General features: G+C 71.3%; 20 protein-coding genes. 16 read left to right on the top strand and 4 right to left on the bottom strand.

Translation table 11 applies throughout. The features are described 5' to 3' along the window. Nucleotides 1–110 precede the first annotated feature (110 nt). From ACNF49_RS13370 to ACNF49_RS13410, 9 genes are read left to right on the top strand one after another with little or no spacing between them, the layout of a single operon-like run. A complete protein-coding gene (locus ACNF49_RS13370) occupies nt 111–2,057 on the top strand; it encodes a beta-galactosidase (protein ID WP_482943829.1) in 1,947 nt (648 codons plus the stop codon). Next, complete coding sequence (gene gcvPA / locus ACNF49_RS13375) at nt 2,054–3,385, top strand: aminomethyl-transferring glycine dehydrogenase subunit GcvPA (RefSeq protein WP_482943830.1); 1,332 nt, start codon at nt 2,054–2,056, stop codon at nt 3,383–3,385. The genes ACNF49_RS13370 and gcvPA overlap by 4 nt, the downstream gene beginning before the upstream one ends. Further along, nucleotides 3,382–4,938, top strand: a complete 1,557-nt coding sequence (gene gcvPB / locus ACNF49_RS13380; protein WP_482943831.1) for an aminomethyl-transferring glycine dehydrogenase subunit GcvPB — start codon at nt 3,382–3,384, stop codon at nt 4,936–4,938. Before gcvPA ends, gcvPB begins: the two co-directional genes overlap by 4 nt. Before the next feature lie 24 nt (nt 4,939–4,962). Beyond that, on the top strand, nt 4,963–6,144 hold the full coding sequence (locus ACNF49_RS13385; RefSeq protein WP_482943832.1) for an ATP-NAD kinase family protein: 1,182 nt from the start codon (nt 4,963–4,965) through the stop codon (nt 6,142–6,144). Next, the gene (locus ACNF49_RS13390; RefSeq protein ID WP_357978457.1) at nt 6,141–6,896 is read left to right on the top strand and encodes an SDR family NAD(P)-dependent oxidoreductase; all 756 of its coding nucleotides are present in this window, start codon (nt 6,141–6,143) and stop codon (nt 6,894–6,896) included. The genes ACNF49_RS13385 and ACNF49_RS13390 overlap by 4 nt, the downstream gene beginning before the upstream one ends. Nucleotides 6,897–6,932: 36 nt before the next feature. Continuing rightward, nucleotides 6,933–8,222: an ABC transporter substrate-binding protein gene (locus ACNF49_RS13395; RefSeq protein ID WP_357978454.1), complete on the top strand. Its 1,290-nt coding sequence runs from the start codon at nt 6,933–6,935 to the stop codon at nt 8,220–8,222. 3 nt (nt 8,223–8,225) lie between these two features. Then, on the top strand, nt 8,226–9,155 hold the full coding sequence (locus ACNF49_RS13400) for a carbohydrate ABC transporter permease (protein WP_357978451.1): 930 nt from the start codon (nt 8,226–8,228) through the stop codon (nt 9,153–9,155). Nucleotides 9,156–9,165: 10 nt separating this feature from the next. Next, nucleotides 9,166–9,987 (top strand): carbohydrate ABC transporter permease, encoded by an 822-nt coding sequence (locus ACNF49_RS13405; RefSeq protein WP_482943833.1) that lies wholly within the window; start codon nt 9,166–9,168, stop codon nt 9,985–9,987. Next, nucleotides 9,988–11,526, top strand: coding sequence for an amylo-alpha-1,6-glucosidase (locus tag ACNF49_RS13410; protein WP_357978445.1), 1,539 nt, complete (start codon nt 9,988–9,990; stop codon nt 11,524–11,526). On the opposite strand, the gene ACNF49_RS13415 is transcribed toward ACNF49_RS13410, so the two are convergent. Beyond that, on the bottom strand, nt 11,521–12,897 hold the full coding sequence (locus tag ACNF49_RS13415) for a serine hydrolase (protein ID WP_482943834.1): 1,377 nt from the start codon (nt 12,895–12,897) through the stop codon (nt 11,521–11,523). The genes ACNF49_RS13410 and ACNF49_RS13415 overlap by 6 nt on opposite strands. Before the next feature lie 133 nt (nt 12,898–13,030). Here ACNF49_RS13415 and ACNF49_RS13420 point away from each other — a divergent pair, with 133 nt between their 5' ends. Beyond that, a complete protein-coding gene (locus ACNF49_RS13420) occupies nt 13,031–14,773 on the top strand; it encodes a sensor histidine kinase (protein ID WP_482943835.1) in 1,743 nt (580 codons plus the stop codon). Beyond that, complete coding sequence (locus ACNF49_RS13425; RefSeq protein ID WP_357978436.1) at nt 14,766–15,443, top strand: response regulator transcription factor; 678 nt, start codon at nt 14,766–14,768, stop codon at nt 15,441–15,443. The genes ACNF49_RS13420 and ACNF49_RS13425 overlap by 8 nt, the downstream gene beginning before the upstream one ends. A 15-nt stretch (nt 15,444–15,458) precedes the next feature. Here the strand turns inward: ACNF49_RS13425 and ACNF49_RS13430 are convergent, their stop codons facing one another. Next, nucleotides 15,459–16,280 carry a spermidine synthase gene (locus ACNF49_RS13430; RefSeq protein ID WP_498702384.1) on the bottom strand — a complete coding sequence of 274 codons (822 nt, stop codon included), beginning with the start codon at nt 16,278–16,280 and terminating at the stop codon, nt 15,459–15,461. Nucleotides 16,281–16,329: 49 nt separating this feature from the next. Between ACNF49_RS13430 and ACNF49_RS13435 the strand changes: the two genes are divergently transcribed. From ACNF49_RS13435 to lat, 4 genes are all read left to right on the top strand, one after another. After that, the gene (locus tag ACNF49_RS13435; RefSeq protein ID WP_482943837.1) at nt 16,330–17,862 is read left to right on the top strand and encodes a penicillin-binding transpeptidase domain-containing protein; all 1,533 of its coding nucleotides are present in this window, start codon (nt 16,330–16,332) and stop codon (nt 17,860–17,862) included. 75 nt (nt 17,863–17,937) lie between these two features. After that, nucleotides 17,938–18,585, top strand: a complete 648-nt coding sequence (trhA, locus tag ACNF49_RS13440; RefSeq protein ID WP_357978428.1) for a PAQR family membrane homeostasis protein TrhA — start codon at nt 17,938–17,940, stop codon at nt 18,583–18,585. A 58-nt stretch (nt 18,586–18,643) separates the two neighbouring features. Then, nucleotides 18,644–19,186 (top strand): HdeD family acid-resistance protein, encoded by a 543-nt coding sequence (locus tag ACNF49_RS13445; protein WP_482943838.1) that lies wholly within the window; start codon nt 18,644–18,646, stop codon nt 19,184–19,186. Between the two features lie 66 nt (nt 19,187–19,252). Next, on the top strand, nt 19,253–20,521 hold the full coding sequence (gene lat / locus ACNF49_RS13450; RefSeq protein WP_482943839.1) for an L-lysine 6-transaminase: 1,269 nt from the start codon (nt 19,253–19,255) through the stop codon (nt 20,519–20,521). A gap of 7 nt (nt 20,522–20,528) precedes the next feature. Here the strand turns inward: lat and ACNF49_RS13455 are convergent, their stop codons facing one another. Further along, nucleotides 20,529–21,755, bottom strand: a complete 1,227-nt coding sequence (locus tag ACNF49_RS13455) for an NAD(P)/FAD-dependent oxidoreductase (protein ID WP_357978419.1) — start codon at nt 21,753–21,755, stop codon at nt 20,529–20,531. 117 nt (nt 21,756–21,872) lie between these two features. On the opposite strand from ACNF49_RS13455, the gene ACNF49_RS13460 reads away from it, so the two are divergent. Beyond that, nucleotides 21,873–22,541: a pyridoxamine 5'-phosphate oxidase family protein gene (locus tag ACNF49_RS13460; RefSeq protein WP_482943840.1), complete on the top strand. Its 669-nt coding sequence runs from the start codon at nt 21,873–21,875 to the stop codon at nt 22,539–22,541. Nucleotides 22,542–22,553: 12 nt separating this feature from the next. On the opposite strand, the gene ACNF49_RS13465 is transcribed toward ACNF49_RS13460, so the two are convergent. Next, on the bottom strand, nt 22,554–22,787 hold the full coding sequence (locus ACNF49_RS13465; protein ID WP_482943841.1) for a helix-turn-helix domain-containing protein: 234 nt from the start codon (nt 22,785–22,787) through the stop codon (nt 22,554–22,556). Nucleotides 22,788–22,897 lie beyond the last annotated feature (110 nt).

Consider the following 22,897-nt stretch of genomic DNA (forward strand, 5'->3'; position numbering starts at 1 on the left):
GGGACTCCCTCTCGTTCAGGACAACCGAATCTTAACCCTTGACGTGATGCAAAATACTGCACTATGAATTCGGCATACAAAATATTACATTGCATGATCGAGGAGTTCGAGTGGGGCTGACCCGGATGCCGGGGCTGCTGTTCGGCGGGGACTACAACCCCGAGCAGTGGCCGGAGGAGGTGTGGGCCGAGGACGCGCGGCTCATGGCCGAGGCCGGGGTCAACATGGCGACCGTCGCGGTGTTCTCCTGGTCGCGCCTGGAGCCCGAGCGCGGGGTCTACGACTTCGGGTGGCTCGACCGGGTCATCGACCTGCTGCACGAGCACGGCATCGCCGCCGACCTGGCCACCGCGACCGCGACGCCGCCGCCGTGGCTGGTGCGCGAGCACCCCGAGATGATGCCGGTCAACGCCGACGGCGTGCGGCTGGAGTTCGGCTCCCGGCAGGGCTACTGCCCGAGCTCGCCGGTCTACCGCGAGCACGCCGTACGGCTGGCCACCGCGATGGCCGAGCGCTACGGCGACCACCCGGCGCTGGCCATGTGGCACATCGGCAACGAGTACGCCGACCACACGCTGGAGTGCTTCTGCCCCGAGTCCGCCGCCCACTTCCGCCGCTGGCTGGAAGAGCGGTACGCGACCGTCGGCGGCCTCAACGCCGCCTGGGGCACCTCCTGCTGGGGCCAGCACTACACGTCCTTCGGCCAGGTCGAGCCGCCCAGGACGGCGCCGGGCCCGGTCAACCCCGCCCAGCTCCTCGACTGGCGGCGCTTCTGCAGCGACGCCCTCCTGGAGCTGTTCCTGGCCGAGAAGGCGGCGCTGCGCGCGATCACGCCGGGCGTCCCGGTCACCACGAACTTCATGAGCATCCTGCACGGCCTCGACTACTGGAAGTGGGCCGCGGCCGAGGACGTGGTGAGCGACGACGCCTACCCCGACCCGGCCGACCCGACCTCGCACGTGCAGGTGGCGCTCAGCTACGACCTCATGCGCTCGCTGCGGCAGGCGCCCTGGCTGCTGCTGGAGTCCGCGCCGTCCGCGGTGTCCTGGCGCGAGGTGAACGTCCCCAAGCCGCCCGGCATGATGCGCCTGCACAGCCTTCAGGCGCTCGCCCACGGCTCCGACGGCGTGATGTTCTTCCAGTGGCGGCAGGCCAAGTACGGCCCCGAGAAGTTCCACTCGGCGATGTTGCCGCATGGCGGCACGCGCACCCGCGGCTGGCGGGACACCCTGGCGCTCGGCGCCGACCTGCGGCGGTTGTCGGAGGTCGCGGGCAGTGAGACCCGCGCCCAGGTCGCGCTGGTGCTCGACTGGCCGAGCTGGTGGGCCCTGGAGGCCCCCGAGTCCATGCCGTCCAACCGGCTCAGGCTCAAGGAGCTGCTGCTCGCCTGGTACGCCCCGCTGCACGCCAGGGGCATCGCGGTCGACCTCGTGCCGCCGGGCCGGGACCTGTCGCCGTACGAGCTGGTCATCGCCCCGAACCTGTACATGTGCACCGCCGAGCAGGCCAAGGCGCTGGAGGCGTACGAGGGCAGGCTCGTCGTGGGCCCGTTCAGCGGCGTCGTGGACGAGAGCGACCAGGTGCACGAGGGCGGCGCGCCCGGCCCGCTGGCCGACCTGCTCGGCATCGCCGTGGAGGAGTTCTGGCCGCTCGCCGACGGGGACGTCCAGCGGACCGGCCTGGGCGACGCCCGCACCTGGGCCGAGTGGATCAGGCTGGAAGGCGCCGAGCCCGTCGCCCTGTTCGAGGGCGGCGACCTGGACGGCCTGCCGGCCGTCACCCGCAAGGGCACGGTCACCTACGTCGGCTGCCTGCTCGACGACGTGACGCCGGTGCTGGAGCCGCTGCTGGACGGCATCGACCGCATCGACGTGCCGGAGGGCGTGGAGGCCGTCAGGAGGGGCGGCCACCTGTTCCTCCTCAACCACACCACCGCCCCGCAGCCGGTCACGCTCCCGTACCCGGGGACGGACCTGCTCACCGGGGCCGAACTGCGGGGCGGCATCGAGCTGGCCCCGCGCGACGCCGTCGTGCTCAGGATCGAAGGAGAGAAGTGACGCACCCGTACATACCCAACGCCGAGCCGGGCGTACGAGCCGAGATGCTCGCGGCGGTCGGCGCGTCGAGCGTCGAGGAGTTCTACGCCGACATCCCCGCGGAGCTGCGGCTCGACCGGCCCCTCGACCTGCCGGCGCCGTTCACCGCCGAGCGCGACCTGGTGCGCCACATGAAGGGGCTGTTCGCCCGGAACACCGACACCGAGGAGGCGCTCAGCTTCCTCGGCCACGGCTGCTACCCGCACCACGTGCCCGCCGTCTGCGACGAGGTCAACTCCAGGAGCGAGTTCCTGACCGCGTACGCGGGCGAGCCGTACGAGGACCACGGCCGCTTCCAGGCCCTGTTCGAGTACGTCAGCATGATGGGCGAGCTGCTGGAGATGGACGTCGTCAACGTCCCCACCTACGACGGCTTCCAGGCCTCGGGCACCGCGCTGCGCATGGCCTGCCGCTACACCAAGCGGTCGAAGGTGCTGGTCACCGGGGCGGTGAGCGCCGACAAGCTGAGCAAGCTGCGTGACTTCCTGGCCCCCGACATCACCGTCGAGCTCGCCCCGGTGGCCAAGGACGGGCAGATCGGCGAGGTCGCGCTCGACGACTCCTACGCCGCCCTGTACCTGGAGACCCCGAACGTCTACGGCGTCGTCGAGACCCGTGGCCGGGAGCTGGCCGACCACGCGCACGCCGCCGGCGCGCTGCTGGTCGTCAGCGCCGACCCCATCTCCCTGGGCGTGCTGGCCCCGCCGGCCTCCTACGGCGCCGACATCGTCTGCGGCGACATCCAGTCGCTCGGCATCCACCAGAACTACGGCGGCGGCCAGGCCGGCTACATCGCCACCCAGGACCACGAGCCGCTGGTCGCCGAGTTCCCCTCGCGCCTGTTCGGCATCGCGCCGACGAAGGTCCCCGGCGAGTACGGCTTCGGCGACGTCTTCTACGACCGCACCTCCTTCGCCCTGCGCGAAGAGGGCAAGGAATGGGTGGGCACGGCCGCTGCCCTGTGGGGCATCACGGCCGGGGTCTACCTCGCGCTCATGGGCCCGCAGGGCATGAAGGAGCTCGGCGAGACCGTCCTGGCCCGCACCCGGTACGCGATGGACGCCCTGGGCCGGTCGGTCACCGTCCGGCACGCGGGCTCGGTGCACTTCCGCGAGTTCGCGATCGAGGTGGCCGACTCCGCGTCGCTGCTCGCCGGGCTGCGCGAGCGCGGCATCTACGGCGGCGTCCCGCTGGACGAGCGCACGGTGCTGGTCTGCGTGACCGAACGCCACACCATCGACGACATCGACCGGCTCGCGGCAGCCGTACAGGAGGTTGTGCAGGCATGAGCGGGCACGGAGCCGAGTCCTTCGCGCAGTTGCCGGTGGCGCCCAAGCCGCCGCTGCGCCGCTTCCACCAGGCACGCTGGGACGAGCCGATCATCTTCGAGCTGTCGCGCCCCGGCCGCCGCGGCCTGGCCGTGCCCGAGCCGGGCGCGGCGAAGGTCGAGCTGCCCGAGGGCGTCGGGCGGGCCACCCCGCCGAAGCTGCCCGAGATGTCGCAGCCGCACGTGGTGCGGCACTACCTGCGGCTGTCGCAGGAGAACCTGGGCGTCGACCTCAACATCGACGTCGGCCAGGGCACCTGCACGATGAAGTACAGCCCGAAGGTCAACGACCAGTTCGCCAACGCGATCGCCGAGCTGCACCCGCTGCAGCACGAGGACACCGTGCAGGGCGTGCTGGAGATCTACTGGCGGCTGGAGCGCATGCTGGCCGAGATCTCCGGCATGTCGCGCGTGTCGCTCCAGCCCGGCTCGGGCTCGGCGGCGATCTACGCCAACATCGCCATGATCAGGGCCTACCACGCCGCCCGCGGCGAGGGCCACCGGGACCAGGTCATCACCACGATGTTCTCGCACCCCTCGAACGCGGCCTGCGCCAAGGTCGCCGGGTACGAGGTCATCACCCTCATGCCGGACGCCAACGGCCTGCCCGACATCGAGGCGCTGCGCGCCGCCGTCGGCCCGCGCACGGCCGCCCTGATGATCACCAACCCCGAGGACACCGGTATCTACAACTCCCGGATCAAGGAGTTCGTGGACCTGGTGCACGAGGTCGGCGGCCTGGCCTGCTACGACCAGGCCAACGCCAACGGCATCCTCGGCATCACCAGGGCCCGCGACGCCGGGTTCGACCTGTGCCACTTCAACCTGCACAAGACGTTCTCCACGCCGCACGCCTGCGGCGGTCCGGCGGCCGGCGCCTGCGGCGTCTCGCCGGAGCTGGAGCCGTTCCTGCCCGGCCCGGTGGTCTCCTTCGACGGCGACTCCTACGGGCTGGAGACGCCCGCGCGGAGCGTCGGCAAGATCCGGCCGTTCCTCGGCGTCACCCCGAACATCGTGCGCGCCTACGCCTGGATCATGGCCCTGGGCGCGCAGGGGCTGCGCGAGGTGGCCGAGACGGCGGCGCTGAACAACAACTACCTGATGCACAAGGTGCTGCAGATCCCCGGGGCCTCGGCGCCGTGGAACCAGCGCCGGATCGAGCAGGTCCGCTACTCCTGGCAGGAGCTGTCGGAGGAGACGGGGGTGCACTCGGAGGAGATCGGCGTGCGCGCCGCCGACTTCGGCGTCCACTACTGGACCAGCCACCACCCGTACCTGGTGCCGGAGCCGTTCACGCTGGAGCCGACGGAGTCGTACTCGCGGGAGGACCTGGACGAGTACGCGGCGATCCTGGAGCACGTCGCCTCGGAGGCGCGGCGGGATCCGGAGTTCGTCAAGGGCGCGCCGTACAACCAGACGATCCACAAGATCGACCCGACGCCGCTCGAGGACCCCAAGCAGTGGGCGCCGACCTGGCGGGCGTACGTGCGCAAGCACCTGGCCGCGGGCGGCTGAGCCATGGCGTCCGGAGGGAACGGCGTGATCGGGCTGATCGTCAACCCGGTCGCCGGGCTGGGCGGGTCCGTGGGGCTCAAGGGCAGCGACGGCGCCGACGTGCAGCGCGCGGCCCTGGCCAAGGGCGCCGAGCCCAAGGCCGGGCGGCGGGCCGCGCAGGCCGTCGCCACGCTGCTCGCCCGCCGTCCCGGGGCCCGGCTGGTGACCGTGGCGGGGGCGATGGGCGAGGACAGCGCCCGCGCCGCCGCGGTCCCGTACGAGCTGGCGCCCTCCGGCGTCCAGGAGATGAGCACCGACGTGAGCACCGACGTGAGCACCGCCGCGGACACCCGGGCGGCCGTCGCCGCGCTCGCCGATGTGGACCTGCTGCTGTTCGCCGGCGGCGACGGCACGGCGCGCGACGTGCTCGACGCCGTGCGGGAGCTGGGCGGCCAGGCGCCGCCCGTGCTGGGGATCCCGGCGGGGGTCAAGGTGTACTCGGGGTGCTTCGCGCTCAGCCCGGCCACCGCCGGGTTCGTGGCCGCCGACTTCCTGGCCCGGCCGGAGAGCGCCGAGGCCGAGGTGGTGGACCTGGACGAGGAGCGCTACCGCCGCGGGCTCGTCAGCCCCCGGCTCTACGGTAGCCTGCGCGTCCCGGCAGGTCGCGCGGCCCTGTCGGGACGCAAGGCGGGCTCCTCGGAAGCGGCTCCGGCCACGGTCGAGGGCATCGCCCGGGAGGTCGCGGCCCGGCTGCGGCCGGGGGCGCGCTACGTGCTCGGTCCCGGCGCCACCACGGCGGCCGTGGGCAGGGAGCTCGGGCTCGCCACCACGCTGCTCGGCGTGGACGTGGTCGAGGCCCGCGCGGGCGGTGGCGCCGACCTGGTGGCCGCCGACGTGACCGAGGGGGAGCTGTTCGAGCTGGTACGCGGCCGGGAGGCGGTCATCGTGCTGTCGGTGATCGGCGGCCAGGGCTTCGTGCTCGGCCGCGGCAACCAGCAGGTCTCGCCCCGGGTGCTCGACGAGGTGCTCGGTGACGGGTCCGGCGATCGCCTGGTCGTGCTGGCCACCCAGCAGAAACTGGCCGGGCTCGGGGGACGGCCGCTGCTGTCCGACAGCGGGGACCAGGAACTGGACCGGAAGCTGGCCGGGCACGTACGGGTGATCACCGGATACCGCGAAAGCACGATTTATCGCATTTGTGCGGCAAGTGAGGAGTTCTACGGATGAACAGGCTCGATGGCAAGGTCGCGATCGTCACCGGCGGTGCCTCCGGCATCGGCCGGGCGACGGCGTTGCTCTTCGCCGAGGCGGGCGCCCAGGTCGTCGTCGCCGACATCGACGGCGCCGGGGCCGAGGAGACGGCCAAGGAGATCACGCGGGCGGGGGCGGCCGCGGTCGCCGTCCAGGGGGACGTGTCCGCGGAGGAGGACTGCCGGCGCATCACCCGCACGGCCGTGGACACCTACGGCGGCCTGCACGTCCTGTTCAACAACGCGGGCATCATCCGCCGCACCACCGCGCTCGACCTCGAAGCCGACGAGTGGGACCGCGTGATGGCGGTCAACGTGCGCTCGGTGTTCCTGATGTGCAAGCACGCCATCCCGCTCATGACCGAGGGCGGCTCGATCGTCAACACGGGCTCCGGCTGGGGCCTCAAGGGCGGTGGGAACGCGATCTCCTACTGCGCCTCCAAGGCGGCCGTCGTCAACATGACCAGGGCGCTGGCGATCGACCACGCCAAGGCCGGGATCCGGGTGAACTCCGTCAACCCCGGCGACACGAACACCCCGATGCTGCGGGACGAGGCCCGTCAGCTCAACGAGGACTGGGCCGCCTTCGAGGCCGACGCCGCCGACCGGCCGATGGGCCGCTCGGGCAGCCCCGAGGAGATCGCCCAGGCCGTCCTCTTCCTGGCGAGCGACGCCGCCAGTTACATCACCGGTTCCGCTCTCGTCGTCGACGGCGGCGGGCTCGCGTAGCCCACAACAGCACCACCCCCCCCGAAGGAGCCCATCATGAAGCGTGCGCTGGCCGTACTGGGTCTGCTCGCCACCGCCGCCACCGCCTGCAGCGGCGGAGGCGGGAATGTTCCAGGCGTGAGCGGGAACGCCGCCGCAGGGCAGGTCACCATCCGCTGGTCCACGTGGGGATCGGCGGAGGACGTCAAGCTCTACGAGTCCTTCACCAAGGACTTCGAGCAGCGTCACCCCAACATCAAGCTCAAGCTGGAGTCCGTCGCCAAGTACGAGGACTACCACCCCAAACTGCTCGCCCAGCTCACCAGCGGCACGGCTCCCGACGTGTTCTTCGTGGGTGACGACAACATCGGCAAGTTCGTCTCCGCCGGTGTCGTCTCGCCGCTCAACGACCACCTCGCGGGCCCGGACTCCAAGAGCAAGCCCGAGGACTTCTTCGAGGGCGTGTACGGCGGCGCCAAGAAGGACGGCCAGATCTACGGCGTCCCGAACGACACCAACCCCGAGGTGCTCTGGTACGACAAGAAGGCACTGAAGGCCGCCGGCATCACCGAGGACCCGGCCGCACTCAACGCGTCCAAGCAGTGGACCATGGCCAAGTACCTGGACATGAACGCCAAGCTCAAGGCCGCGGGCATGGGCGGGTCCATCTTCTGGAACTGGTACGGCTCGACGTACTCGGTCGTCAGCGGCTTCGGCGGCAAGGTGTGGGACGGCGGCAAGTTCGTCGCTACCACCGACCCCAAGTCCCGCAAGGCGCTGGAGACCCTGGCCAAGGGCTACCAGGACAAGACGTTCCTGAGCGCCGACCTGCTGCCCGCCAGCAACACCGCGGGCACCCAGTTCATGAAGCACAAGGTCGGCTTCTACGCCGGCGGCCGGTGGGTGATCGACACCATCAAGAAGGGCGGCGACCTGGAGTCCTACGACATCGTCCCGTTCCCGTCCGAGACCGGCGAGCCGATGCCCGGCGCCGTGGCGGCTTCCTACCTGTCGCTCAACAAGGGCACCAAGCAGCCCAAGGAGGCCTTCACCTTCCTGACGGAGTTCGTCAGCAAGGAGGGCCAGCTCCTGCGGCTCAAGGACGGCGGCGCGGTGCCCTCGATCAAGGGTGCCGAGCAGGTCGTGCTGGCCGGCAACTACCCCGCGCACGCCCAGACGTTCCTCGACGTGCGTGACACCGGCTTCGCGAACTACGCCGAAGAGGTCTCGGTGCCCGGCCTGACCGCCTCGATCAACGAGCACCTGATGAAGGTCTGGCAGGGCAAGCTCGGCTTCGAGCAGGGCATGACCGAGCTGCAGACCCTCGTCGACGGCAAGCTGGGCTAGCGGATGGCCGTGCTCGCCGGGCCGCGCGGCAAGACCGCCGCGCGGCCCGCCAAGAAGCTGCGCGACCGCGACGGCTGGTGGGCCGCGATCTTTCTCGCGCCGCAGGTCGGCGCGCTGGTGGTGTTCCTGGTGATCCCGCTCGGGTTCGCCGTGGTGCTGGCCTTCATGAACTGGGACGGGCTCGGCGAGAAGTCGTGGGCCGGGCTGTCCAACTTCGCCGCCCAGCTCACCGACCCGCTGTTCGGCCGCGCGGTGTGGAACACGATCAAGCTGGCGCTGCTGACCGTGCCGTTCGGGCTCGCCCTCGCGGTGCTGATCGCGGTGGCACTGAACAGCATCAAGGGCAGCAACATCTACCGGGTCGTGTACTTCATGCCGGTCGTCACCAGCTCGGTGGCCGTCGCCCTGATGTGGCAGGTCATCCTGGCCGGCGACGAGAACGGCGTGCTGAACACCTCGCTCCAGCGCTGGTTCGGCGTCGGCGGCCCCGACTGGCTGCTCGACCCCGGCTGGGTCATCGTGGCGATCGCCGTGGTGACGATCTGGTCCTCGCTCGGCCTCAACGTGGTGATCTTCCTGGCCGGGCTGCAGACCATCCCGCCGCAGGTCGTCGAGGCCGCCAGGATCGACGGCGCGAGCTCCTTCCGGATCTTCCGGTCGGTGACGCTGCCGCTGCTGTCGCCCACGATCTTCTTCTCGACCGTGGTCGCGGTGATCAGCTCGTTCCAGGCGTTCGACCAGATCTACGTGCTGGTGGACCCGAAGGACAACGAGGGCGCGCGCACGATCGTGTACCACATCTTCGATCTCGGCTTCAAGAAGTTCGAGTTCGGGCCGAGCAGCGCGGCCGCCCTGATCCTGCTGGTGCTGACGCTGCTCGTGACGCTGGTCCAGTTCGCCGCGCAGAAGCGCTTCGTCCACTACGACTCGTGAGGCGGTACGCATGAGATCACGGCAGATCGGTCTGCACGCCGCGCTCACGGTCGGCGGGCTGCTGATGCTGTTCCCGTTCGTGTGGATGTTGCTCACCTCCGCCAAGGGCGTGCGGCAGATGATCAACGATCCGACGGCCTGGCTGCCCGCCCCCTGGACCTGGCAGAACTATCCGGACGCGCTGTCGACCATGCCGTTCGGGCTGGCGTACTGGAACAGCTTCTACATCGCCGCGCTCAACGTGGTGCTCACCCTGCTCACCTCGGCCATGGCCGCCTACGCCTTCGCCCGGATCAGGTTCAGAGGCTCGGGCGTGCTGTTCGTGCTGTTCCTGGCCACGCAGATGGTGCCGTCACAGGTGACGATCGTGCCGCTCTACCTGATGCTGGCCCAGTTCGGCTGGATCGACTCGCACCTGTCGCTGATCGTCCCGACGATCGCGAACCCGTTCGCGGTGTTCCTGCTGCGCCAGTTCATCAGGGCGGTGCCGATCGAGCTGGAGGAGGCGGCCAGGATCGACGGCGCGGGCCGGTGGCGGTGCTTCTGGAGCATCGTCCTGCCCAACATCCGGCCCGGTCTCGGCGCGCTCGGCATCATCGTGTTCCTGGCGTCCTGGAACTCGTTCCTGTTCCCGCTGATCTTCCTGAACACGCCGGAGCTGTTCACCGTCCCGCTGCTGCTCAGCCAGTTCGCCCAGCAGCACGGCGCGACCGACTACGGGCAGATCCTGGCGGCCTCGGCGATCGCCGTGGTGCCGACGCTGATCGCGTTCCTGATCGGCCAGCGGAAGATCATCAACTCGATGGCCGCCTCCGGCCTGGGAGGAAAGTAAGTGCTGGACCTGCGCGAACGCCCCTTCACCGAGCGCGGCTCGCGGCTGCTCGTCATGGCGGCCGACGACGGCTCGCTGCGCGTCGCCGAGGCGCTCTACGAGACCCGGCTCGACGACACGATCGTCCGCGCCGGTCTGCGGTTCTACGCCGGTTCCCGGGAACTGCGCGTGCGCCGGGCCCTGCCCCACCGGGTGGAGTTCGACGGTGACGTGACCCTGGCCTTCGCCGACCCCGACACCCTCGTCGCGGTCGGCGAGGGCGCCAGGGCCGTCTGGGACGGCGGCGAGGCCGCCATCGACGGCTGCGTCACCCTCGCCGGCGAGCGGACCGTCACCGACGGCGCGAAGGTGCTGGCCGAGGCCGCCGAACGCTGGGCCGCCTGGTTCGCCCGGATGCCCGCCGTCCCCGCCGAGCTGCGCGAACGCGCCGAGCAGGCCTGGTGGACGCTGGCCGTCAACCTGGTACGCATCCAGGGCAGGGAATCCCTCATCCCCTCCAAGTACGGCTACGTCGGCCTGTGGAACTGGGACTCCTACTTCCACGCCATCGCCCTGCGGCACGCCGACCCCGCCCTGGCCAGGGAGCAGATCCGCATCCTGCTGGACAACCAGCGTCCCGACGGCCTGATCCCCGATGTGGTGCACGACCACGGCGTGCTCGCCGAGACCACCGACCTGCCCCGCTCCGACCTGGCCCGGTTGGCCCAGCACGTCGGCGGCGAGCCGATCCGGCACGTCGTGCCCGTCACCAAGCCGCCGCTCACCGCCTGGGCGGTGTGGAAGATCCACGAGGTGGACCCCGACCCGGGCTTCCTGGCCGAGGTCTACGAGCCGCTGGTCCGGTCGCAGCAGTGGTGGTTCGCCCACTCCGACCCGGACGGCGACGGCCTGGCCGAGTACCTGCACCCGTACTCGTCGGGCCTGGACGACAGCCCCATCTGGGACGGCGGCCCGCGCGCCGAGCCCCCGGACCTCAACTCCTACCTGGCCCTCCAGTACGACCGCCTGGGCGACATCGCCGCGGCGCTCGGCAAGGACGCCGGCGAGTGGCGGTCCAGGGCCCAGGCGCTCGTGGACCGCATGGTCGAACGCCGCTGGAACGGCCGCCGCTTCGTCACCAAGGTCGCCGGCGCGGCCGACGCCGACGTGCGGACGCCGCTCGACCTCATGCCGCTGCTCACCGGCCGCCTCCCGGACGAGATCGCCGACCGGCTGGTCCAGGACCTGACCTCGCCCGCCTTCTGGGCCGAGCGGCCGGTCCCCACGGTGGCCTTCGACGACCCCCGCTTCGACCCCGACGCCATGTGGCGCGGCCCGGTCTGGCTGAACGTCAACTACCTGCTGATCGACGGCCTGCGCCGCTCGGGCCACCCGGACGTCGCCGCCGAGCTCGCCGCCCGCACCCTGGCCATGGTGCGCGACGGCGGCGGCCTCTACGAGTACTGGAACCCCCTCACGGGACGGCGGGCGGGCCGCGCCACGACCGGCTTCGGCTGGTCCTCGGCCCTGTTCGTCGACCTCGCCCACGCCGCCCTATGAGGACTTGACGAGCGCGAACGCCCCCCGCGTCAGCACCAGCAGTTCCTGGCCCACCGGGCCCTGCTGGAAGGGGGCGTCCGGGTTCACGGCCGTGGTGGACACCACGTACGTCCGGCCGGCGGCCGTACGGGCGAGGAAGCTCATGGCCAGCAGGCCCGGCTCCGAGCCGCCCTTGTGCCACACCACGGGCCACTGCGCCTTGTCCAGCCGCAGCCCCGCGTCGGTGATCGACAACACCTCGCCGACGCGGGCGTCCTTCAGCCGGGCCAGCCCGCCGTAGGCGCGGCAGACCTGGGCGGGCGTGGCGAACCACTCCAGCCGGTCCAGCTCGCGCGGCTCGGCCCACGGCCGCACCTTCGACAGCGGCACCTTGTCCACGACCCCGGCGAGGTAGGCCCGGCGCGCGGACGTGTTGAGCGACAGGTACCGCTCGGCGTGCCGGGGATAGTCGGCGGCCTTGAGCACGAACAGCTCCCGGGTCGTCAGGAACGGCACGTTGCGCCGGTCGCCGCCCCACGAGCGCACGACCCGCTCGACCGCCTTGCGCCCGGCCTTGTGGATCAGCAGGTCGGTGGCGGTGTTGTCGCTGATGGAGATCATCAGCCGGGCCGCCTCCAGCACCGTCACCTTGCTGTTGTCCGGGCGGTCCTGGAGCTCGCCGCTCGGCAGGCTCTTCAGCTCGGGCCTGATCGTGAGCTCGGTGTCCCAGCCGAACGCGCCGCTCCTGATCCGCTCGGCCACCGCGCCCAGCACGTACAACTTGAACATCGAGCCGAGCGGGAACGTCTTCTCGCCGGCCACCGCGTGGACCGGGCGGCAGCGGCCGTCGCCGGTCAGCTCGGCGGCCAGGAAGCCGGCCCGCGGCGCCACCTGGCGCAGCCGCTGGTCCAGCTCCGACCAACTGGCCGGGGCGACGCCCGTGAACTGGATGTAGTCGACCTTCCCGGTGCCGTCCACCCCGAGCGCGAGGGTGAACGCCTTGCCGGCCGCCGTGACGGTCGCCGACAACGACCGTTCCTGGGCCTGGTCCAGCCGGTCCAGCCGCATGTCCTCGAACCCGGCCAGCGCCTGGTTGAGCTGCGCCGGCGGGATGTGTTCGAGGAAGCTCGGCGCGAAGTGCCCGGCCAGCTCGGCGTCGCCGACGGGCAGCCGGGTGACCGCCTCCAGCAACCAGCGGAGCTGCCCGCCGACGGGGGTGTCGGGGATCTCGACCGCGGCGCTCGCCGTCGGCGTGGCGGTGGCGGACCCGTTGGCGGACCCGGTGGCGGACCCGGTGATGGTGGCCAGGGCGGGCACGGGCTGCGTCGCGCAGGCCGTCACCGCCACGGCCATGAGGGCCGTGGCCAGCGCGGGGAACCTGTAGTGAGACATGTGCCCAGCCAACAGCCGCGGCCGGGCCCGCGCCCACCATATGGGCCGCCGTTCTCGCAGGTGGGGCTGTCCGTACCGAATGTGCGGTTAACCTCATAGACGCCCTTTCGGTTCCCCCTGACGATGGTGGTTCATGAGTTCCAGGCTGCTCGCCGGGTCGCTGGCGACCATCGGCGCCGGGGGCGCCCTCGCGGGCGCGATGCTGGGGTCCGGCCTGCCCGCGCCGCTGCAGGAGTGGGCGTTCGGCGTCCTCGGCCTGGCGCTGCCCGGTCTGGGCTGGCTGCTCACCGTCCGCCGCCCCGACCTGCGGTACGGCTGGCTGTTCCTGACCGCGGCCGCCTGCCTCGGGCTCGGCGCGCTGGGCACCGGCGTGGCCGTCAGGTTCCACTACAGCGGGCCGATCGTCGTCTGGCTGTCCGCGCTCTATGCCACGTTCTACGGCCTGACCTGGATCTTCGTCCCGCTGCTCTTCCCCGACGGCCGCCTGCCGTCCCGGCGCTGGCGCCCTGTGGCCTGGATCGGCGGGGTCGCGATCGCCATGCACACGGTGGGAAACGGGCTGTTCGGCGTCAACCCGGCTCGGCCCGGCGAGCTGCCGGCCGAGCTGACGACCGGGTCGATCTGGGCGGCCCTGGCCAGCGCGCTGGGCCAGCTTCTCGTCTTCCTGACGGCCGTCGTCGTCCTCGCCGGGCTCGTGGTCCGCTGGCGGCGCAGCGTGCCTGCCGAGCGCGGACAGTACGCCTGGATGGTCGCCGGCACCGCCGTCCAGCTCTTCGCGGGCGTGCTGCTCCTGTTCCTGCTGGACGCGCGGTTGTGGGGCGCCGCAGTCGTTGGCCTGCTCACGGTGATGGCGGCGCTGCCGGTCGCCGTCCTGGTGGGGATCGTGCGGCACCGGCTGCTCGACATCCGGCTCGGCCTGCGGGGCTCCCGCCTCCACCTGATCTTCGATCTGCGGCCCACCGTGGACGAGGTGCTGTCCGGCCTCGGCACCGCGCTGGCGGCCACGCCCGAGCCGGTCGAGCAGCTCGGCAGGCTCGCCGCCGCCGTCCGCGACGGCCTGGAGGCCAGGTGGGCGGCCGTGGAGCTGGCCGACGGGACCCGGGTGGCCGCGGGCGAGGAGGAGGGCGGGACGGCGCTGACCGTGCCGGTGCGCGGCGGCCTCGGCCGCATCGAGCTCGGCCCGCGCCGAGCCGGCCGGTACGACCGGGAGGACCGGCGCTTCCTGGAGGCCCTGGCCGTGCCCGCCGGGCTGGCGATCCAGAGCGCCGGGCTGGTCGCCCGCCTGGTCAACGCCCAGGAGGCCGAGCGGCGGCGGATCGAGCGCAACATCCACGACGGCGTGCAGCAGCAGCTCGTCGCGCTCATCGCCGGGCTGGAGCTGGCCCGCGTCACCGGCGCCGGCCCCGACTCGCTGGCCCGCCTGCGCGAGCAGGCCCGCCAGACGCTCACCGACCTGCGCGAGCTGGCCGCCGGCATCCACCCGTCGGCCCTCAGCCAGGGCGGCCTGGTGGAGGCCGTCGAGGAACGCTGCTCCGGGCTGCCCGTGCCCACGACCGTCACCGCCGACCCCGGGCTGCGGGCCCGCCGCTTCGCCGACGAGGTCGAGGGCGCGATGTACTTCACCGTCAGCGAGGCCGTCGCCAACGCGCTCAAGCACGCCGCCGCCGCCAGGATCGAGGTGCGCCTGACCCTGGCGCCGGGCCGCGTACGGGCCACCGTCGCCGACGACGGCAGGGGCTTCGACCCGGCCGCCGCCGCCCGCCGCGGCCTGGCCACGCTCGCCGACCGCCTGGACGCGCTGGGCGGCGGCATGGAACTCGACAGCGAACCCGGAAAGGGGACAAGGATGCACACCTGGGTGCCGACCGATGCCTGAGCCCGTCCGCACGGTCGTCGCCGACGACCACTACCTGGTGCGCGAGGGCACCCGGCAGCTCCTCGAACTGTCGGGCGAGGTGACCGTCGTCGGCGCGGTCGGCGACGCCGACGAGCTGCTGGACGCCGTACGCAGGCTGGAGCCGCAGGTCGTCGTCACCGACATCCGCATGCCCGGCGGCGACTGGCGGCCGGGCTTCGAGGGCATCGACGCCGCCCACCGCATCAGGGCCGGCCACCCGGACACCGGCGTGGTGGTGCTGTCGCAGTTCTCCGACGCCCTGTTCGCCTTCGAGCTGTTCAAGCACGGGACGGCCGGGTTCGCCTACCTGCTGAAGGACCGCGTGGGCGACCTCGACGAGCTGCTCGGCGCGATCCGGGCGGTCGCCGGGGGCGGCTCGGTCATCGACCCCAAGGTGGTCGAGGGCCTGCTGGCCAGGCGCGAGGTCCGCGGGCAGGGGGAGTCGCTGACCCCGAGGGAGCGGGACGTGCTGCGCGAGATGGCCCACGGCCGCTCCAACGCCGGCATCGCCCGGGCCCTGCACCTGTCGATCTCGTCGGTGGAGAAGAACGTGAACGCCATCTTCACCAAGCTGGGGCTGGAGAACAGCGGCGACGTGCACAGGAGGGTGGCGGCCGTCCTGGCCTACCTGGGCCCGTCCGACCGCTGACCCCGCTACCCCGGCTCAGCCGAAGACGGCCGGGGGCGGGACCGGGGCGAGCACGGCGTCGCCGTCCCTGATGGGGTAGGCGCCGCCGATGAAGTTCTTCAGCGTCTCCCCGTGCACGCAGCGCGCCTGGGTGAGGCCGCCGGCCGCGCGGCGGGACAGCAGGTCGAGCGGCAGCTCCGTGCGCGAGGCCGCGACGATCAGGTTGCCGAACCGGCGCCCCCGCATGATCCCCGGCTCGGCCAGCAGCGCCACGTGCCGGAACGCGTCGCACACCGTGGCCAGCAGCCGCTTGGCGAACGCCAGGCCCTTGCCGTCGGCCATGTTGATCAGCAGCGTGCCGTCGGGGCGCAGCACGCGGGCCAGGTCGCCCATGTACTCCGCGGTGGCCAGCTCCACCGGCATCGTGGCGCCGGTGAACGCGTCGAGCACGACCAGGTCGGCCGAGTCGTCCCACACCTTGGCCGTGCCCTCGCGGCCGCCGGCCACGATGACCTTCAGCCGGGGGACCGAGCGCAGGTCGAGCTGCTCGCGGACCAGGTTGACCAGCAGGCCGTCGGGCTCGATCACGATGTGCCGGGAGCCGGGGCGGGTGGCCGCGACGTAACGCGGGATCGTGCACGCGCCGCCCCCCACGTGGACGCAGCTCAGCGGCCCCTCCGGCAGGAGGTCGATGACGTCGGCCATGAGCCGGACGTACTCGAAATCCAGAAATGTCGGGTCTTGTAGGTCAACGTACGACTGAGGTACGCCATCCTTGGACAGCACCCAGCCGTCCTGCCTGTCCAGGTCCCGGAGAAGCTCGACCTCGCCGAACGTCACCGGATAAAGGCCAGGCATCGGTTCCCGCTGTCCACGTGCCACGCTGATCCCTCCCTGGGAGAACCGTATGCGACGCAAGAGGTTGATTGTGCTCGTCATCGCGGTTGTCGCGGTATTGGGGGCGGGCGCCTTCGCCGTTCTGGCCGCCGGGCACGTCAAGGGCAGCGCCGCCAAGACCGCCGCCGCGTACTTCGACGCCTGGCGGAAGGGGGACATCGCGGGCATGGCCCTGCTGGTCGACCGGCCGCCGGCCGACTTCTTCGACCGGCACCGCGAACTGTCGGAGAACCTGCACGTCCAGTCGATCCGGCTCACCCCGGGGCCGGTGCGCGGCACGGGGGAGGAGTCGGCCGAGGTGCCTTTCGCGGGCGTGCGGGAGCTGACGGGACTCGGGCCGTGGCCGTTCGACAGCACGTTGCGGCTGGGCGTGCGCGATCGGGCCTGGCGGGTGTTGTGGACGCCCGAGACGCTGCACCCGCTGCTCAAGGACGGCGGCACGCTGGAGGTCGAGGAGGTCGAGGCCTCGGCGGCCGAACTGGTGACCAGCGAGGGCGCCAAGATCCCCAACGACAGCTACGCCGACGCCTACCTCGACCCGCTCAAGCCCGAGTTCGCCAAGGCCAATCACGGGCTGGAGCTGGTGTCGAGGGTGCCGGGACAGCCCGACAAGGCGCTGCTGACCCGCCTGCCGAAGGCGAACGTCGAGCGCACCACCCTGTCGCAGCCGGTCCAGGCCGCCGCCGCGCGGGCCCTGGACGGCGTGGCGAACTCCTCGATCGTGGTGCTCAGGCCGAGCACGGGCGAGATCCTGGCCCTGGCCGACCGGCTGGAGGACAACTTCAGCGCGGTGCGCGACGCCTTCCCGCCCGGCTCCACGTTCAAGACGATCGTCGCCGCCGCGCTGCTGGAGAAGGGGGTCACCACGGGCGACGAGATGGGGTGCCCGGCGTCGTACGCGCCGGACTTCTCGGCGGCGATCAGCAACGACGGCGACGTGGACCGGGGGACGGTGACCTTCGCCGACGCCTACGCCTACTCCTGCAACACCACGTTCGTCGAGCAGGCCACCAGCCGGCTGTCCATGGAGGACCTGCGCAGGACCGCCGCCCGATGGGGGTTCGACCGGCCGATGGCGACCGGCGTGGGCGGCCGGTGCGGCACGATGCAGCAGACCGACGACACGGACATGTTCTCCCTCGACGTCATCGGCCAGGGCACGGTGGTGGCCACCCCGCTGTGCATGGCCACCGTGGCCGCCGCCGTGCAGAGCGGCACGTGGCGCTCGCCCCGCCTGCTGTCGGAGGACGACGTGCGCCGCGTGGACGGCGAGCCGTTCCCCGACGTCAAGCTGGACGAGGGGGTGGTCGGGGCGTTGCGGGAGATGATGGCCGCCGTCGTGGACCACGGGACGGCGAGCCAGGCCGGTCTGCCGGAGGGCGTGGCGGGCAAGACGGGCACCGCCGAGGTGCAGGACCAGACCTCGCACGGCTGGTTCATCGGCTACCGGGACGACCTGGCCTTCTGCGTGTTCGTCAGGAACGGCGGATCGGGCCGCTCGGCGGCGGTGCCGATCGCCGTGCGCTTCCTGAACGGCCTGTGACGGCCGGGCCCGCTCGGAGGGCTTGTGACCATTGGCACTTCAGCTCAATCCGTAACCTACGGTACCGTAGGTTACATGACGACCATCACCGTGAAGCCGAGGCTGCGTGGCTGGTTGCACACCGGGGCGTTGCCGGTGACGCTGGTGGCCGGGTTCGTGCTCGTGGCGCTCGGCCCGACCCTGCAGGCCCGGCTGGCGGCCGGCGTCTACGCGATCACCTCGGGGCTGCTGTTCGGCATCTCGGCGACCTACCACCGGGGCACGCTGGGGCCGCGCCTGGCCGAGGTGCTGCGCAGGTTCGACCACGCCAACATCTACCTGATCATCGCGGGCACGTACACGCCGTTCGGGCTGCTGGCACTCGACGGCGCGGCCAGGGTCGCCGTGCTCTCGGTCGTGTGGGGCGGCGCGCTGGCCGGGGTGCTGTTCCGGGTGTGCTGGATGAACGCGCCGCGCTGGCTCTACACCGTCCTGTACCTGGCGCTGGGCTGGACGGCGATCTTCGTGATGCCGCAGCTGCTCGAAGGGGCCGGGGTGGCCGCCGTCGTGCTGGTGGCCGTGGGCGGGGTCTTCTACTCGGCCGGCGCGATCGTCTACGGGTTGCGCCGTCCCGATCCGTCGCCGCGCTGGTTCGGCTTCCACGAGGTCTTCCACGCCTTCACGATCGCCGCGTACCTGGTGCAGTACATCGCGGTGTCGATCGTGGTCTATTCCCACATGTAGGTCGACATTTGACCCAAAGCTGGTCTCTTTTCGCACGAATCACGGAAAGCAGACCAGTATGCAGGAACTTTCGCGTTCGTGGTGGCTGCTGCTCATCCGTGGCATTGCCGCGATCATCTTCGGTGTGCTGGCGTGGAAGTGGCCGGGTATCACTCTGTGGGTGCTGGTGATCTTCTTCGGTGCGTACGCCATCGTCTCCGGCGTCTTCGAGCTCTTCGCCGCCTTCCGGCACGGCGCCCGGTCACGGGCCTGGCTGATCTTCTCCGGCATCGTCGGCATCGTGGCCGGCGTCGTGACCTTCGCCTGGCCCGGGATCACCTCGCTCGCGCTGCTCTACCTCATCGCCTTCTGGGCCATCGTCTCCGGCGTCTCCGAGATCGTGGCGGGCGTGCGGCTGCGCAAGTCCATCGACAACGAGTGGATGTTCATCATCGCCGGCGTCCTGTCGGTGATCTTCGGCGTCCTGCTCATCATCCGGCCCGGCGCCGGAATGCTGAGCCTCGTCTGGCTGCTCGGCATTTTCGCGATCCTCTATGGAATCGCGATGATTGTGCTGTCACTTCGTTTGAAGAAGTTCACTCGCGGGGCAGGAATACCGTAAATTTTACGGATACGACCGGGTTCCCTCTATGGAACCTCCGGCCTGTCTCACGACATTGGAGAAGGCATGGACGTACACACCCGCCTTGCCCGTCACCTGCTCGTCGATGGCTACCGTCTCGTCCTCGATCTCGAACTCAGCCGTGGCTCCTGGTTGGTGGACGCCCGCAACGGCCGCCGCTACCTGGACTTCTACACCTTCTTCGCGTCCGCCCCGCTCGGTGTGAACCCGCCCTTCGACTCCGACTTCGCCGCCCTGCTCGGCCAGGTCGCGCGGAACAAGCCCGCCAACCCCGACATCTACACCGAGCACCTGGCCGACTTCGTCGACACGTTCGTCCGCGTGCTCGGCGACCCGGAGCTGCCCCACCTGTTCTTCGTCGAGGGCGGCGCCCTGGCCGTGGAGAACGCGCTCAAGACCGCCTTCGACTGGAAGAGCCGGCGCAACGAGGCCGCCGGCCGCCCCCGCGACCTGGGCACCAAGGTCATGCACCTGACCCGCGCCTTCCACGGCCGCAGCGGTTACACACTGAGCCTGACCAACACCGAGCCGGGCAAGACCGACCGCTTCCCCAAGTTCGACTGGCCGCGCATCGACGTGCCGGCCGTCCACCTCGGCGACGTCGAGGCCGCCGAGGAACGCGCGCTGGCCCAGGCCAGGGCGGCCTTCGAACGTCACCCGCACGACATCGCCTGCTTCATCGCCGAGCCGATCCAGGGCGAGGGCGGCGACAACCACATGCGCGGCGAGTTCCTGCGCGCCATGCAGGCCCTGTGCCACGAGCACGACGCCCTGTTCGTCCTGGACGAGGTCCAGACCGGCGGCGGCACCACCGGCACGCCGTGGGCCTACCAGCAGCTCGGCCTGGCCCCCGACGTGGTGGCCTTCGCCAAGAAGGTGCAGGTCGGCGGGATCATGGCCGGCCGCAGGGTCGACCTGGTGGCCGACAACGTCTTCCAGCTCAGCGGCCGGATCAACTCCACGTGGGGCGGCGGCCTGGTGGACATGGTCCGCAGCCGCGGCCTCCTGGAGATCATCGAGCGCGACGGCCTGATCTCCCGGGCCGGCACGCTCGGCGGCGTCCTGCTCGAACGGCTCACCAAGCTGGAGGCCGAGCACCCCGACACGGTCTCGGGCGTGCGCGGCAGGGGCCTGATGTGCGCCTTCGACCTGCCCGACCAGGCCGCCAGGGACGGTTACGTGACCCGGCTCAGGGAGGAGCACGGCGTGCTGGCGCTGCCCTGCGGGCCCCGGTCGGTCCGCCTGCGCCCGGCGCTGAACATCCCCGAGGCCGACCTCGAACACGGCCTGGGCGCGCTGTCGGCCGCGCTCTGAGCGCCGCTCACTCGGTCGAGGCGATGCTGGTGGCGCTGCGGCGCGGCCCGCCGTAGCGCCAGAAGAAGTTCAGCAGCACGCTGACCCGGTTGCGCCCGCCCAGCAGGTACGCCACGTGGATGAAGATCCAGGCCAGCCAGGCGGGCAGGCCGCGCATGGTCAGCCCGTTGCGCAGCTGGAGCACCGCCTCGGCCTTGCCGACCGTGGCCATGATCCCCGGGTCGCGGTAGGAGAAGCGGCTGAGCGGCCGCCCGTGCGCCGCGGCCAGGATCTGCCTGCCCACGTGCTTGCCCATCTGGATGGCCGGCTGGGCGAGCTGCGGCAGCGCGTCCGGCTGCCCGGCCAGGTCGCCGGCCACGAAGATCTCGGGATGGTCGGGCACGTTGAGCGCGTCGGTGAGCGTGATCCGGCCGCCCTTGCCCTGCGGCAGCCCCCAGTCGGTCACCTCCTTGGGCGCGGTGACGCCGAGGGCCCAGACGGTCACGTCGCTCGGCAGGCGCGTCCCGTCCTCCAGGATGACGGCGTCCGGCTGCACGCCCGCCACCGTGGCTCCCAGGCGCATCCGGACGCCTCTCCTGCGCAGCGCCGCGGCCGCCGCGTCCCGCAGCCGCGGCTTGTACGGCGCCAGCACGTAGTCGAACCGCTCGACCAGGGTGACGCTCGTCTGGTCGGGCCGGATCTCGGGATGCGTCAGCGGCATCGTGCGGCGGCGCAGCTCGGCCAGCGTGCCCGCGGTCTCCACGCCGGTCGCGCCGCCGCCCACCACCACGACGTGGGCGCTCTCGCGCCGGCCCGCCGCGGTGTCCTCCAGACAGTGCTGGAGCCGCCGCCGCAGGTCGGCCGCGTCGCGCAGCGAGTAGATCGGCAGCGCGTTCTCCTCGGCGCCGGTCACGTGGATCCAGTTGGTGGTGACGCCTGTGGCGATCACCAGGTAGTCGTAGTCGAGGGTGGAGCCGTCCTCGAACTCCACCCGCCGGTCGGACGGGTGCACCTTGCTCAGCGCGGCCCGGTGGGCGCGGACGTTCGGCCACTTGGCGGCGAACGTACGGATCGGGTAGGAGACGTCGGACGTGCCCATCCCCGCCGTGGCCACCTGGTAGAGCAGCGGCTGGAAGGTCGAGTAGGGGTTCCGGTCCACGAGCGTGACCAGGGCGCCGCCCTTGGCCAGTTCCCGCGTCGCGGCCAGGCCGGCGAAGCCCGCTCCCACGACGACGACGCGCGCTCTCCGCACCATGACCACGTTCCTTCCCGGATTCCGTTCCATGGTCCATATGGCACCCAGAGCATCGGTTAAACCATTTCTGCCATAGACACCACCGGGAAGTGGGGAGATCCGGGGTAGGGCACCGGTATGTCTGAGCAAGTGACCACGATGGAACGCCTGGGCCGCCGGATAGCCGAACGTCGCGAATCGCTGAACCTGAGCCGGCAGGACCTGGCCGAGAGGTCCGGCGTGGCGGTCGGCTACGTCGCCTATCTGGAGGACCAGTCCGGCATCTCGGTGCGCGAGGCCCTGGCCCGCCTGGCCGAGGCGCTGGAGACCACCGTGGAGGGCCTGCTCGGGGAGGTGGCCGAGCCCGCCGGCGCGGGGCCGGCCGCGGCGCACCCCACGCTGGTGCCGCTGGCGGAGGAGGAGTGCCTGAGCCTGCTGCGGCCCGGGGGAGTGGGCCGGATCGCCTTCGAGGGCCGCTACGGCCTGACCGTGCTGCCGGTGAACTTCCGGATGTCGGAGGGGTCGATCGTGTTCCGCACGGCGGCGGGCGGCAGCACCGACGAGGACCTGAGCACGGGTGTGGAGGACGTCGAGTACGAGGTCGCGTTCGAGGTCGACCGCATCGAGGAGCTGACGCGGGGCGGCTGGAGCGTGCTCGTCCACGGCTCTCTGCACCACGTCACGACCGAGGACGAGCGGGCCGAGGCGGAGAGCACGGGCGTCGAGCCGTGGGCCGGCGGGCGGCGCCAGCACTACCTGAAGATCAGGCCCACCCGCCTGACCGGCCGCCGGATCACGACCGGCTGAACCCCCGCCGGGTCAGGAGCCGTCCTTCCTGAGCGACAACCACAGTCCGATGGCCGTGACCCGGGAGTCGACGCCGAGCTTGGCGTAGATCCGGTTGACGTGGTTCTTCACGGTCTTCTCGCTGAGGAACAGGCACTGGGCGATCTGGCCGTTGGACTGGCCCGATGCGATCAGATCCATGACCTCGGCCTCGCGTTTGCTCAAGGACGTGATCACGCTGTCGAACGCTGCGTCGTCGACTCTCATCCGGCCTCCGGGGGCGCGCAGACGGTCTGATCGCCGATGGCCCCCGTGCTTCCGGCGTTAGCGGTAGACAGCGAGCATAACTCGCATTGTCCTGATTTGGGGGCGTTGTC

This window comes from Actinomadura sp. ATCC 39365, from assembly GCF_054392275.1.